Source organism: Lentzea sp. NPDC092896, from assembly GCF_044754905.1.
GTDB lineage: Bacteria > Actinomycetota > Actinomycetes > Mycobacteriales > Pseudonocardiaceae > Lentzea.
This window is the reverse complement of sequence record NZ_JBIVPX010000002.1, coordinates 522119-534090: the sequence shown is the minus strand read 5'-3', so window position 1 is coordinate 534090 and position 11972 is coordinate 522119. Positions and strand designations below refer to the sequence as shown.

General features: G+C 69.5%; 14 protein-coding genes. 7 read left to right on the top strand and 7 right to left on the bottom strand.

Annotated features, from left to right (window positions below):
• Nucleotides 1-3: 3 nt before the first annotated feature.
• The 3 genes from ACIQF0_RS13695 to ACIQF0_RS13685 are packed head-to-tail and all read right to left on the bottom strand — an operon-like array spanning nucleotide 4 to nucleotide 2428.
• Nucleotides 4-600 carry a TetR/AcrR family transcriptional regulator gene (locus ACIQF0_RS13695; RefSeq protein WP_401028890.1) on the bottom strand — a complete coding sequence of 199 codons (597 nt, stop codon included), beginning with the start codon at nucleotides 598-600 and terminating at the stop codon, nucleotides 4-6.
• Nucleotides 601-614: 14 nt separating this feature from the next.
• Entirely contained in the window at nucleotides 615-1358 is a 744-nt protein-coding gene (locus ACIQF0_RS13690; protein WP_401028887.1) for an SDR family oxidoreductase, read from the bottom strand.
• Nucleotides 1355-2428: an acyl-CoA dehydrogenase family protein gene (locus ACIQF0_RS13685; protein WP_401028884.1), complete on the bottom strand. Its 1074-nt coding sequence runs from the start codon at nucleotides 2426-2428 to the stop codon at nucleotides 1355-1357. Before ACIQF0_RS13685 ends, ACIQF0_RS13690 begins: the two co-directional genes overlap by 4 nt.
• Before the next feature lie 43 nt (nucleotides 2429-2471).
• On the opposite strand from ACIQF0_RS13685, the gene ACIQF0_RS13680 reads away from it, so the two are divergent.
• From ACIQF0_RS13680 to ACIQF0_RS13655, 6 genes are read left to right on the top strand one after another with little or no spacing between them, the layout of a single operon-like run.
• Nucleotides 2472-3944 carry a FadD3 family acyl-CoA ligase gene (locus ACIQF0_RS13680; protein ID WP_401028881.1) on the top strand — a complete coding sequence of 491 codons (1473 nt, stop codon included), beginning with the start codon at nucleotides 2472-2474 and terminating at the stop codon, nucleotides 3942-3944.
• Entirely contained in the window at nucleotides 3941-4771 is an 831-nt protein-coding gene (locus ACIQF0_RS13675; RefSeq protein ID WP_401028878.1) for an enoyl-CoA hydratase, read from the top strand. Before ACIQF0_RS13680 ends, ACIQF0_RS13675 begins: the two co-directional genes overlap by 4 nt.
• The gene (locus ACIQF0_RS13670; RefSeq protein WP_401028871.1) at nucleotides 4771-5862 is read left to right on the top strand and encodes an acyl-CoA dehydrogenase family protein; all 1092 of its coding nucleotides are present in this window, start codon (nucleotides 4771-4773) and stop codon (nucleotides 5860-5862) included. Before ACIQF0_RS13675 ends, ACIQF0_RS13670 begins: the two co-directional genes overlap by 1 nt.
• Nucleotides 5859-6938: an acyl-CoA dehydrogenase family protein gene (locus ACIQF0_RS13665; RefSeq protein WP_401028868.1), complete on the top strand. Its 1080-nt coding sequence runs from the start codon at nucleotides 5859-5861 to the stop codon at nucleotides 6936-6938. The genes ACIQF0_RS13670 and ACIQF0_RS13665 overlap by 4 nt, the downstream gene beginning before the upstream one ends.
• Nucleotides 6935-7900, top strand: a complete 966-nt coding sequence (locus tag ACIQF0_RS13660; RefSeq protein ID WP_401028865.1) for an acyl-CoA dehydrogenase family protein — start codon at nucleotides 6935-6937, stop codon at nucleotides 7898-7900. The genes ACIQF0_RS13665 and ACIQF0_RS13660 overlap by 4 nt, the downstream gene beginning before the upstream one ends.
• Nucleotides 7901-7903: 3 nt before the next feature.
• Nucleotides 7904-8485 (top strand): hypothetical protein, encoded by a 582-nt coding sequence (locus ACIQF0_RS13655; RefSeq protein WP_401028862.1) that lies wholly within the window; start codon nucleotides 7904-7906, stop codon nucleotides 8483-8485.
• Here ACIQF0_RS13655 and ACIQF0_RS13650 read toward each other — a convergent pair.
• Complete coding sequence (locus tag ACIQF0_RS13650) at nucleotides 8482-8871, bottom strand: helix-turn-helix domain-containing protein (RefSeq protein ID WP_401028859.1); 390 nt, start codon at nucleotides 8869-8871, stop codon at nucleotides 8482-8484. The two genes, ACIQF0_RS13655 and ACIQF0_RS13650, sit on opposite strands and share 4 nt — an antisense overlap.
• A gap of 42 nt (nucleotides 8872-8913) precedes the next feature.
• On the opposite strand from ACIQF0_RS13650, the gene ACIQF0_RS13645 reads away from it, so the two are divergent.
• Entirely contained in the window at nucleotides 8914-9729 is an 816-nt protein-coding gene (locus ACIQF0_RS13645) for a class I SAM-dependent methyltransferase (protein ID WP_401028856.1), read from the top strand.
• Here the strand turns inward: ACIQF0_RS13645 and hsaB are convergent.
• From hsaB to hsaD, 3 genes are read right to left on the bottom strand one after another with little or no spacing between them, the layout of a single operon-like run.
• Nucleotides 9715-10287, bottom strand: coding sequence for a 3-hydroxy-9,10-secoandrosta-1,3,5(10)-triene-9,17-dione monooxygenase reductase subunit (hsaB, locus tag ACIQF0_RS13640; protein ID WP_401028854.1), 573 nt, complete (start codon nucleotides 10285-10287; stop codon nucleotides 9715-9717). The genes ACIQF0_RS13645 and hsaB overlap by 15 nt on opposite strands.
• Nucleotides 10251-11153 carry an iron-dependent extradiol dioxygenase HsaC gene (hsaC, locus tag ACIQF0_RS13635; RefSeq protein ID WP_401028852.1) on the bottom strand — a complete coding sequence of 301 codons (903 nt, stop codon included), beginning with the start codon at nucleotides 11151-11153 and terminating at the stop codon, nucleotides 10251-10253. Before hsaC ends, hsaB begins: the two co-directional genes overlap by 37 nt.
• Nucleotides 11153-11962, bottom strand: a complete 810-nt coding sequence (hsaD, locus tag ACIQF0_RS13630) for a 4,5:9,10-diseco-3-hydroxy-5,9,17-trioxoandrosta-1(10),2-diene-4-oate hydrolase (protein ID WP_330275035.1) — start codon at nucleotides 11960-11962, stop codon at nucleotides 11153-11155. Before hsaD ends, hsaC begins: the two co-directional genes overlap by 1 nt.
• Nucleotides 11963-11972: the final 10 nt, after the last annotated feature.

The following is an 11972-nucleotide window of genomic DNA, read 5'->3' as shown; positions in this document are numbered from 1 at the left end:
TTGCTACGTCTTGGAGTTCTTCCTGCGGCCCGTGGCGATGCCGTCGAGCAGGATCGCGAGGTACTGGTCGGCGACCTCGTCCGCTGCCAGGTCACCGTCCGGCCGGTACCACCGCACGGCCACCCACACCGTGTCGCGGATGAACCGGTACGCCACGTCAACGTCGAGGTCGGCGCGGAACACGCCCGCACGCATGCCCTCCTCCAGCAGCACCGTCCACAGCTTGCGGAACTCCACGCTGCGATCGTCCACGTAGGAGAACCGCTCCAGCGGCATGAGGTGCTTGGACTCGTTCTGGTAGATCGCGACCGCGGCGTGCCGGGTGTCGATCGCCTCGAACGACGCCACCACCAGGGCTTTCAGCGTCTGCTTCGGGCCGAGGCCTGCGTCGACGATCTCCCGGTACCGCGTGAACAGCTCGTCCAGGAAGGTCCGCAGGATCTCGTCCACCATCGACTCCTTCGAGTCGAAGTGGTGGTAGAGGCTGCCGGACAGGATGCCCGCCGCGTCCGCGATGTCCCTGACCGTGGTCTGCCCGTAGCCACGTTCGGCGAACATCTTCGCGGCGAGCTCCAGCAGCTCGGCCCTCCGGCTACTCATCGGTCGTTCCTTCCTCACGGGTGCTGACTGCTCACCGAGACGACCTCGCCCGTGAGATAGGACGAGTAGTCGCTGGCGAGGAACACGATCACATTCGCGACCTCCCAGGGCTCGGCGGCGCGCCCAAAGGCCTCTCGGGACGCCAGTTCGGTCAGCAACTCCTCACTGGTGACCTTGGTCAAGAACGGGTGCGCAGCCAAGCTCGGGGCGACCGCGTTCACCCGGATGCCGTGCTCGGCGACGTCCATCGCGGCGCATCTGGTCAGCGCCATGACACCGGCTTTCGCTGCGGCGTAATGGGCTTGACCCTTCTGGGCGCGCCAGCCGATCACACTGGAGTTGTTAACGACGACACCGCTTCGTTGGACGACCATTTGGCGTAGTGCGGCCCTGGTGCAGCGGAAGGTGCCGTTGAGGGTGACGTCCAGGACGCGCGACCACTCGTCGTCGGCCATGTCCAGCACGGACTTCTCGCCGCCGAGGCCGGCGTTGTTCACCATCACGTCGATGCGGCCGTAGCGCTCGACCGTCTCGTCGATCAGCGTCTGCACCTGCTGCTCGTTGGTGACGTCGCACGGGACGGCGTGATCGGTGCCCAGCGACTCATGAGTTTCCTTGAGGCGGCGCTCGTGCCAGTCGCTGATGATCACGGTGGCGCCTTCTTCGAGGCACCTCTTCGCGGTCGCCGAGCCGATGCCGGTGCCCGCCGCGGCCGTCACGACGACGATCTTGTCCTTGAGCAGGCCGTGGCCGTTCATCGGGGCAGCCCCAGGATGCGGTGGGCGATGATCTCGCGCTGGATCTCGTCGGACCCGCCGTAGATCGTCTCCGCGCGGCTGAACAGGAACATCCGCTGCCACTCGTTGTCGTCGATCATCGATTCGGGGCCGAGCGAGTCCATCGCGAGCTCGCCGAGCCTGCGGTGCCAGCTTCCCCAGAACAGCTTCAGCACGGACGCCTCCGGACCCGGGTCGTCGTTGAGCGTTCTCATCGTGTGCGAGCGCATGACGTGCAGTTCGAGCCACGCCCTGGTGAGGCGCTCGTCTTCTGGTGCCTTCGCCATGATCGCGTCGAGCTGCCGGCGGAAGCTGACCTGGTGGCCGAGCATCGCGGTGCCGCGTTCGAAGCCGAGGGTGGCCATGGCGATCTTCCAGCCCTCGCCGGGCTGACCGACGACGTTCTCGCTCGCCGTCACCGTGCCGTCGAAGAAGACCTCGTTGAACTCCGAGGTGCCGGTGAGCTGGCGGATCGGCCGCACCTCGATGCCCGGCTGGTCCATCGGCACGAGCAGGTACGACAGGCCCCTGTGCCGTTGCGAACCGGGTTCGGTGCGGCACAGGACGAAGATCCAGTCCGAGTAGTGCGCGTTCGACGTCCAGATCTTCTGGCCGTTGATCACCCACCTGTCGCCTTCGAGGGTGGCTTTCGTCGTGACCGAGGCGAGGTCGGAGCCCGCGCCCGGTTCCGAGTAGCCCTGGCACCACAGCTCGTCGAGCGAGCGGATCCTGGGCAGGAACCGTTCCTTCTGCTCCGGCGTGCCGAACGCGACGAGCGTCGGGCCGAGCAGACCCTCGCCGACGATGTCGACCTTCGCCGGAGCGTCGGCCTCCGCGTACTCCTCGTGGAAGATCACCTGTTCTTCCACACTGCGCTCGCCGGGCCAGCCGAGGCACGTCCACCCGCTCCTCGCGAGATGCCGATGCCACCGCAGCCGTCCCTCGAACGCCTCGTGCTCGCGGCCCGGTCCACCCAGGCCGCGCAGCTCAGCGAACTCACCGACGAGGTTGGCGGACAACCATTCCCGCACCTCGCGCCGGAAGGACTCCATGCGCCATACTCTAACCTACCAAGCACTTGCTTTGGAGGGCGTGATGGCGGACGTTCCAAGCAGGCAAACGGTTTCAGCCGTGCTCGACCGCGCTGCTGCTTCGTACATCGACGCGGAGGCGTTGGTGGACGGGGAGGTTCGCCTCACCTGGCTGGAGTTGCGTTCGGCGGTGCTGGACGCGGCGCGCGCACTCGCCGGGATGGGTGTGCTCCCCGGCGATCGGGTGGCCTTGTGCGCGCCGAACTCCTCGCACTGGGTGGTCGCGGCGCTCGGGGCGTTGCGTGCCGGTGCGGCGCTGGTGCCGATCAACACCCGGTTCACCGCGACCGAGACGTTGGACGTGCTGCGACGCAGTGCCGCTCGCGCCCTGGTCGTCGAGGGCGAGTTCCTCGGGCGTGATCGGGAGGCGGAGCTGCGGGCGTTGTCGCCGGATCTGCCCTCGGTGGTGCGACTACCGGCCTCGTGGGTCGCCACGGGCGTGGATCTTCCTGACCTGACTGAAGATCAGCTTTGCGACGTCATGTTCACGTCCGGCACCACCGGGCGCAGCAAGGGGGCGATGAGCGCGCACCGGCAGTCGCTCGGGGTGGCCGGGGCCTGGGCCGCCTGCGGTGAGCTGACGTCCGCGGATCGCTACCTGATCGTCAACCCCTTCTTCCACACCTTTGGCTACAAGGCGGGGATTCTGGCCTGTCTGCTGACCGGGGCGACGATCGTGCCGCAGCCGGTGTTCGACGTCGTGGAGACGATGCGGCTGATCGAACGGGAACGGATCACCGTGCTGCCCGGTCCGCCGACGATCTTCCAGGCGTTGCTCGACCACCCCGACCGCGGCTCGTTCGACCTGTCGAGCCTGCGGCTGGTGGTCACCGGCGCCGCGGTGGTGCCCGTCGTGCTGATCGAGCGGCTGGCGGAGCTGTCGCTGACCGTGCTCACCGCCTACGGGCTGACCGAGGCCGTCGTCGCCACCATGTGCCGCCCTGGCGACTCTCCCGAGACCGTCGCGCACACGTGCGGCGCGCCGATGGCCGGGTTCGAGCTTCGGCTGGGCAAGCAGGACGAGGTGTTGTTGCGCGGCCCGAACGTGATGCTCGGATACCTCGACGATCCCGACGCCACCGCTGCAGCGATCGACGCCGACGGCTGGCTGCACACCGGTGATGTCGGCGCGGTGGACTCGCGGGGTTACCTCTCGATCACCGACCGGCTCAAGGACATGTACATCTGCGGCGGTTTCAACGTCTACCCCGCCGAGATCGAGCAGGCGCTGGCCCGGTTGCCGGGAGTCGCGGAGTCGGCCGTGGTCGGGATCGCCGACGCCCGGCTGGGTGAGGTCGGGGTGGCGCACGTCGTCACGGCGCCCGGTTTCTCGCTTTCCGCGGACGAGGTGATCGCGTTCTGCCGGGAGCGGCTGGCGAACTACAAGGTGCCGCGTGCCGTCGAGTTCCACCCGGCGCTCCCCCGCAACGCCATGGGCAAGGTCCTCAAAACCCAACTGCGCAAGGAGAACGCGTGACAGTCTCGTATGAGCGGCGGGACGCGGTCGCCGTCGTGACCATGAACCGCCCGGAGTACCGCAACGCGCAGAACTCGGCGATGACCTACGCGTTGGACGAGGCCTTCACCCGTGCGGTGAACGACGACGAGGTCAAGGTGATCGTCCTGGCGGGCGCCGGCGACCACTTCTCCGCGGGCCACGACATCGGCTCTCCTGGCCGCGACGTCGACGTCTCCTTCGAGCGCAAGGCCGTGATGTGGTGGGACCACGTCGGCCGCGAGGGCGGTGATCTCCGGTTCGCCCGCGAGATGGAGGTCTACCTCGGCATGTGCCGGCGGTGGCGGGAGATCCCGAAGCCGACGATCGCGATGGTGCAGGGCGCGTGCGTGGCGGGCGGGCTGATGCTGGCCTGGGTGTGCGACCTGATCGTGGCGGCCGAGGACGCGTTCTTCGCCGATCCCGTGGTGCGCATGGGGATTCCGGGCGTCGAGTACTTCGCGCACCCGTGGATGCTCGGCCCGCGCGCCGCGAAGGAGGTGCTCTTCACCGGCGACCGCTTCTCGGCCCAGCGCGCCTACGAGTGGGGCATGGTCTCGCGTGTCGTGCCGCGTGCGGAGTTGGAAGAGTCGACGTTCCAGCTGGCGTCGCGCATCACCGCGATGCCGCGCTTCGGGCTCGCGTTGGCGAAGAAGGCCGTCAACCAGTCCGAGGATCTGATGGGCCTGCGTGCCGGGATGGATTCCGTCTTCGGTCTGCACCACTTCGCGCACGCGCACAACGCCGAGGTGAGCTCCGACGCGTTGGCCGGGATGGACGCCCGTTCGATGAAGAAGGCCTCCGGCTGATGGATCTCTCACTGGACGCCCGGACTTCGGAGTTCCAGGCAGAAGTGCGTTCGTGGTTGGCCGCGCACGTCCGTCCGCTGTCCTCCATGGACACCGCTGAGGGCTTCGAGGAACATCGCTCGTGGGAACGACTGCTCGCGTCCGAGCGGCTGTCGGTGGTCTCGTGGCCTTCTTCGTACGGCGGCCGCGAAGCCTCTCTGCTGCAGTGGCTGGTGTTCGAGGAGGAGTACCACGCTTCTGGCGCGCCGGGCCGTGTCTCGCAGAACGGTATTTTTCTTTTAGCGCCAACGTTGTTCGCTCACGGCACCGACGAACAGCGCGCGCGGATCCTGCCCGCGATGGCGCGCGGCGACGAGGTGTGGGCGCAGGCCTGGTCCGAACCCGAGGCCGGGTCCGACCTGGCGTCGTTGCGCAGCACCGCCGTCCGGTGCGACGGCGGCTGGCTGCTGCGCGGGCAGAAGACCTGGAGCTCGCGGGCGGCGTTCGCGGACCGGGCGTTCGGCCTGTTCCGCACCGGCGACGGCGAACGTCACCGCGGCCTGACCTACCTGCTCTTCGATCTGAGGGCGGACGGCGTGACCGTGCGCCCGATCGACCAGCTCGACGGCGAACCGGGCTTCGCCGAGATCTTCCTGGACGACGTGTTCGTGCCGGACCACGACGTCGTGGGCGAGGTCGGCGACGGCTGGCGCGTGGCGATGAGCACGGCGGGCAACGAGCGCGGCCTGACCCTGCGCAGCCCGGGCCGTTTCACCGCGGCGGCCTCCCGGCTGGTCGAGCTGTACCGCAAGAACCCGGACCCGGCGTTGCGCGACAGGGTCGTCGACGCGTGGATCGGCGCGCAGGCCTACCGGCTCCACACGTTCGGCGCGCTGGCCAGTCCCTTGTCGGGGCCTGCCGCCAGCGTCACGAAGGTGTTCTGGTCCGAGCTGGACGTGGCCCTGCACGAGACCGCGCTCGACCTGCTCGGTGAGGTCGCGCCGGGGTGGCGGGACGGGTGGCTGTTCTCGCTCTCGGGTCCGATCTACGCCGGTACCAACGAGATCCAGCGCAACGTGATCGCCGAACGACTCCTGGGGCTGCCGCGATGATGTTCACGCTCTCGCCGGAGCAGACGGACTTCGCCACCGTGCTGCACGGGTTCCTGGCCGCCGGCAGGACGGACCTGGCCTCGCTGGGGGTGGACGAGGTGACCGACCCGGTCGACCTCGTGGTGGTGTTCGAGGAGTTGGGGCATCACGCGGTCAGCGGGCCGCTGGTGGAGTCGCTCGCGGTGGTGCCGGCGCTGGTGGGCGGGGTGGGGGCTGGGGCTGCTGGCGTCAGCGACGGCAACGGGGACGGCGGCGGTGGCGGCGGTGGCGGCGGCGGCGGTGGCGGTGGCGGCGGCAGCAGCGGCGGTGGCAGCGGCGGCGGTGGCAGCGGTGGCAGCGGCGGTGGCAGCAGCGGCGGCGGTGGTGGCGGCGGTGGCAGCAGCGGCGGCGGTGGCAGCAGCGGCGGCGGTGGCAGCAGCGGCGGCGGTGGCAGCAGCGGCGGCGGTGGCAGCAGCGGCGGCGGTGGCAGGGCAGGGGTTGGGACCTGGTCCGTCGCCTTCCCTCCCCTGATTCCCCAGGCCGTCGAGGCCGACCGCTACCTCCTGGTCGAAGGCGACACCCTCCGCGAAGCCTCCCCCACCACCGAACTCCAGTCCGTCGACCCCGCCCGCCGCCTCGTCGAATTGACCGCCGGCCCGGTGATCGCCACCACCATCCCAGCGGATCGCGCCTTCGACCTCGGCGTCCTGACCTGCTCGGCCCAACTCCTCGGCCTCGGCCGCGCCATGCTGGAGATGACCACGGCCCACGCCAAGGCCCGCGCCCAGTTCGGCAAGCCCATCGGCGGCTTCCAGGCGGTCAAGCACCACCTCGCGAACGTCCTCATCGGACTCGAACTCGCCCGCCCGCTGGTGTTCGGCGCGGCCGTGACCATGTCGTCCCGCGACGTATCGGCGGCCAAGGTCACCACCTCCGACGCCGCCTGGCAGGCCGCCCGCACCGCGCTGCAGGTCCACGGTGCCATCGGCTACACCGCGGAGCACGACCTGGGCCGTTTCCTGTTGCAGACCCGAGCCCTGCGCACGGCGTGGGGAAGTCCGTCGATGCACCGAGCACGCGTGCTGGAGGCGTTGTGACACCGGAACAACTCGCACTGCGTGACGCCGTCCGCAGCCTGCTCGACAAGCACTCCGACGTCCGCGCGGCCATCGAGACCCCGCACGGCTACGACAAGGCCGTGTGGGCGCGGCTGTGCGACATCGGCGTGCTCCCGATCCCCGAACGACACGGCGGATCCGGCGCCACCCGAGCCGAAACCCACGTCGCGCTCGGAGAACTCGGCCGCACCCTCACCCCGTCACCGCTGCTGGCCTCGACCATCGCCGCGGAAGCACTCTTGACCCTCGACGACGAACGGTCCGGACCCCTGCTGCGCCGGATCGCCGACGGGGCCATCGCCACGCTCGCCTGGCCGTGGGACAACGACCAGAGCAGTCTCGACGGCGTCCACCGGTACGTCCTGGACGGCGACCTGGCCGAGATCCTCCTGGTCAGCGACGGCGAGCACCTGTACGAGGTCGACCCGGAGCAGCCCGGCGTCAGCCGCGAGCACACGCCGACGATGGACCAGGCCCGCCGGCTGGCGACCGTCCGCCTGACCAACGCGGAAGCGACCCGCCTGGGCCGCTGGTCGCCCGAAATCCGTGACATCGCACTGGCCGCCCTCTGCGCGGAACAGGTCGGCGCCACCGCGAGAGCCCTCGAACTCACCGTCGAGCACACCAGGACCCGCGTGCAGTTCGGCAGACCCATCGGCTCGTTCCAGGCGTTGAAGCACCGCATGGCGGACATGCACGTCCTCGTCGAGACCGCCAGGTCAGCCGCGGAGGCCGCCACCGACGAGGTGTCCGCCGCGGTCGCCAAGGTCTACTGCTCGGAGGCGTTCTTCAAGGTCGCCGCCGAGATGGTCCAGTTGCACGGCGGCATCGCGATCACGTGGGAGCACGACGCGCACCTGTACCTCAAGCGGGCGCACGGCAGCGGGCAGCTGTTCGGCAGCCCTGCCGTGCACCTCGAACGGCTGCGGGCGAAGATCTGATCCGTGGACGTGCAGACCTACGCGACGGTCACCGACCTGTGCGCGCGGTTCGCGGGGCGGCTGGAGGACGACGTCCTGCGTTCGGTGCGCGAGGACTACTTCGGTGGCGAACCCGCGCAGGCCGAGGCGACGCTGCTGCTGACCATGGCGCACGAGAACATCGGCATCACGCAAGAGGAACACGACCTCATCCAGTCGTCGTTGGACGATCCGCACAGCCCCGACCTGGCCGCCGTGCGGATCATCACCGCCGTGCCGCCCGTGCCGTACCGGTTCAGCGCCGTCGGGCCCACCGACGCGCCGGACCCGAGCAGGGCGGACCGCGTGCTGGCGAACGAGGCGGCCAGGTACGGGGGACGCGTCCTGCGCCGCGCCTGGAGGGAACCGCTCGCCGGGGCACCGGACGTCGCGACGTGGACCTACGTCCTGCAGGTGTCCGGCGCCGACGTGCTCGGGGTGTTCGCGGGGCTGTCCGCGCGGCTGTGGGTCACGCTGCGCGAGAAGTGGCCGCTGGAGGTGGTCGGGACGAGCCCGTCCCCCTACCAGGCCGCCGCCTCCGTGGCGCCGCGGATCTGGGTCGCCTAGGTCTGACCGAGCACGCGGCGGAACGACGGGCACTCCATGTGCGTCGGCGCCGGGCACGCCGCCGCGTGCCGCAGGTCGTCGCGCATCGACACCAGCTTCTGGATCGTGACGTCCAGCTCGTCGGCCTTGGCGGCGAGCATCGCGCGGTTCGGCGACGGGCGGCCGTCCGGCGAGAACATCAGCGTGATCTCGTCCAGCGAGAAGCCCGCCGTCCGGCAGACCGCGATCAACGCCAGCTGTTCCAGCACGGCCGCGGTGAACACGCGCGTCAGACCTTGCCGTCGCACGGACGCGATCAGGCCGCGCTCCTCGTAGTAGCGCAAAGTAGAGGCCGGCACGCCCGAACGCCGGACCACCTCGCCGATGCCGATCTCGGTTTTGTCCACGACACTTGACCTCAAGCCGACTTGAAGTAGGACGGTAGGAGCATGACAGCAGAGGTGAACAGCGAGCAGGCCGCCTGGTGGAACGCCGCGGGGCAGGGTTGGGCGAACGTGCAGGACATCGTGGACCTGATGCTCCGCCCGTTCCAGGACCTGCTCGTCCAGGCTGCGCTCGAACGGCCGCGTGAACGGGTTCTCGACGTCGGGTGCGGCACGGGTGGCGTCACGAGGGCGATCACGGAGGCCACCGGGGCGGCCTGCGTGGGCGTCGACATCTCCGAGACGATGCTCGCCGCCGCACGCGAGCACGGAAAAGCGCAGTACCTGCTGGCTGACGCGCAGGTGCACGCGTTCGACACGAGCTTCGACCTGATCGTGAGCAGGTTCGGGGTCATGTTCTTCGACGACCTCACCGCGGCCTTCCGCAACCTGCTGCGCGCCACGTCGCCGGGAGGCGAGCTCTGCTTCATCACGTGGCGCACGGCGGAGGAGAACCCGTTCATGACCACCGCGACCAAGGCCGCCGCGCCGTTGCTGCCCGACGCCCCGGCGCCGGACCCGGACGGGCCTGGGCCGTTCGCCCTCGCCGATCCCGCCAGGACGCGCGAGATCCTCGAGGAGGCCGGCTGGGACGGGATCGACATCCGGCCGGTGGACCAACTCCGCGCCCTGCCCGAGAAGCTGCTGGTCCCGTACCTGAGCAACCTCGGCCCGATCTCCCGTGCGCTCAAGGAGGCCGAGGAGTCCGAACGGCCCCGGATCATGGCGGCCGTCCGGGGCGCGTTCGACGGCTTCGTGACCGGTGACGAGGTGCGCATTCCCGCCGCCGTCTGGCAGGTCACCGCGTCAGCTCCACTCTGACTGGCGCTGCCAGGTCAGCAGGTTGTCGAGGACCTCGCCGGACCAGCCGCGGGTGTCCAGCTCGGCGTGCGTGGCGTAGCGGCCGCGGTAGAACAGCAGCGGCTGCGCCTCGCGCACCGGGCCCAGCTCCACGACCGAGCCGACGACCATGTGGTGGTCACCGGCGTCGTGCACCACCGACACCTGGCAGTCGACCCACGTCAGCGCGCCGTCGAGCACCGGGGCGCCGGTCGGGGAAGGCGTCCACGACACGGCGGAGAACTTGTCCGTGCCCGCCTTCCCGAACACCGTCGACACCTCACGCTGGTCCTCGGCCAGCACGTTCACGCAGAACGAGCCGGCCGAGGCGATCGCGGCCCAGCTGCGTGAAGTCCGTTGTGGACAGAACACCACCAGCGGCGGGTCCAGCGACAACGCGGCGAAGGCCTGGCAGGCGAACCCGACCGGACCGTCCGCGGACATGCCGGTCACCACGGTCACCCCGGTGCAGAAGTGACCGAGGACGGAACGGTAGCGGGCGGCTACTTCTGGACGCCCACGCTGAAGTCGTGTCCCCACAGGCTCACCGCCGTGCTCTCGCGTGCGATCCAGTCCTCATCGTCGACCTGCCGTCCCTCACAACCGAACTCGACGTCGAACCCGCCGGGCGTCTTCATGTAGAACGACAACATCAGGTCGTTGACGTGCCTGCCCAACGTCGCCGACATCGGCACCTTGCGCCGCGTCGCCCGGTCCAGCGTCAGGCCCACGTCATCGGTGTTCTCGACCTCGACCATCAGGTGCACGATCCCGCTCGGCGTCGGCATCGGCAGGAACGCGAGGCTGTGGTGGCGCGGGTTGCAGCCGAAGAACCTCAGCCACGCGGGCGGTCCGTCGGCGGGCCTGCCGACGAACTGCGGCGGCAGGCGCATCGAGTCGCGCAGCCGGAACCCGAGCACGTCGCGGTAGAAGTGCAGCGCGGCCTCGTCGTCCGAAGTGGACAGCACGACGTGGCCGAGGCCCTGCTCCCCTGTCACGAACCGGTGCCCGTACGGCGACACGACCCTGCGGTGTTCCAAAGCCGCGCCGTGGAAGACCTCCAACGTGTTGCCAGACGGGTCCTCGAACCGGATCAGCCCGGTGACCCGCCGTTCCGCAAGGTCCTCCGCCGACCCCTCGACGTACGCGACCCCGGCCGAGGCCAGGCGTTTCGCCACCTCTTCGACCTCGGCCTCGGTGGCGGCCTCCCAGCCAGATGCCTGCAGCCGGTCGGTCTCCCCCGGCACGATCACGAGCCGCGCCGGGAAGTCGTCCATCCGCAGATAGAGAGCGCCCTCGGTAGAACCCTTGCCCTCGACCATGCCGAGGACCTTCAGCCCGAACTCGCGCCACCGGTTCATGTCGGTGGCCTCGATCCGGAGATAGGCCAGGGACCTGATGCCCATCACGCCTCCGTCAGAAAGTCGAGGGCGAGCCGGTTGAACTCGTCGAACTTCTCCAGCTGCGCCCAGTGACCGCACCCGCCGAACACGTGCAGTTGCACGCGCGGGATCAGCTTCGTCGCCAGCAACGCGCCGTCCAGCGGGTTCACCCGGTCCTCGCGGCCCCAGACCAGCAACACCCGCTGCCGCAGCTTGTACGCCTCGCGCCAGAGCATGCCCTGCTCGAAGTCGGGACCGGAGAACGACTTGCCCAGCGCCGCCATGGCGCGCAACGACTCCGGCTTTGAAGCGGCCTCGAACCGTTCGTCGATCAGCTCGTCGGTGATCAGCGACTGGTCGAACACCATGATCCGCAGGAACTCCTCGATCTTCTCCCGCGTAGGCGTTCGAGCGAACGCGCTCAGCTTGCGCACGCCCTCGGTCGGATCAGGCGAGAAGACGTTCAACGACAACCCGCCCGGCCCCATCAGCACCAGCCGGCCGGCACGTTTCCCGTTGTCCAGCGCGAACCGGACGGCGGTGCCGCCGCCGAGCGAGTTGCCCAGGATGTGCGCCCGCTCGATCTCCAGCGAGTCCAGCAGATCCTTCAAAGCCCTGGAGGCGAAGGAGAAGTACTGGTCGTGTTCGGCGGGCTTGTCCGACTGGCCGTATCCCGGCATGTCGACCGCCAGCACGCGGAACGACTTCGCGAACACCGGGATGTTCGCGCGGAAGTTGCTCAGCGCCGACGCACCGGGCCCGCCGCCGTGCAGCAGGACCAGCGTCTCGGCGTTGTCGGTACCGGCCTCGTGGTAGTGCAACCGCACGCTCATCAACGCCCCC

Excerpts from the sequence above, each read along its gene's own strand:
- ACIQF0_RS13670 (WP_401028871.1), top strand. The coding sequence starts at position 4,771 with ATGGATCTCTCACTGGACGCCCGGACTTCGGAGTTCCAGGCAGAAGTG.
- hsaC (WP_401028852.1), bottom strand. The coding sequence starts at position 11,153 with ATGGGCATCAGGTCCCTGGCCTATCTCCGGATCGAGGCCACCGACATG.
- hsaD (WP_330275035.1), bottom strand. The coding sequence starts at position 11,962 with ATGAGCGTGCGGTTGCACTACCACGAGGCCGGTACCGACAACGCCGAG.
- ACIQF0_RS13690 (WP_401028887.1), bottom strand. The coding sequence starts at position 1,358 with ATGAACGGCCACGGCCTGCTCAAGGACAAGATCGTCGTCGTGACGGCC.
- ACIQF0_RS13680 (WP_401028881.1), top strand. The coding sequence starts at position 2,472 with ATGGCGGACGTTCCAAGCAGGCAAACGGTTTCAGCCGTGCTCGACCGC.
- ACIQF0_RS13685 (WP_401028884.1), bottom strand. The coding sequence starts at position 2,428 with ATGGAGTCCTTCCGGCGCGAGGTGCGGGAATGGTTGTCCGCCAACCTC.
- ACIQF0_RS13665 (WP_401028868.1), top strand. The coding sequence starts at position 5,859 with ATGATGTTCACGCTCTCGCCGGAGCAGACGGACTTCGCCACCGTGCTG.
- ACIQF0_RS13695 (WP_401028890.1), bottom strand. The coding sequence starts at position 600 with ATGAGTAGCCGGAGGGCCGAGCTGCTGGAGCTCGCCGCGAAGATGTTC.
- ACIQF0_RS13645 (WP_401028856.1), top strand. The coding sequence starts at position 8,914 with ATGACAGCAGAGGTGAACAGCGAGCAGGCCGCCTGGTGGAACGCCGCG.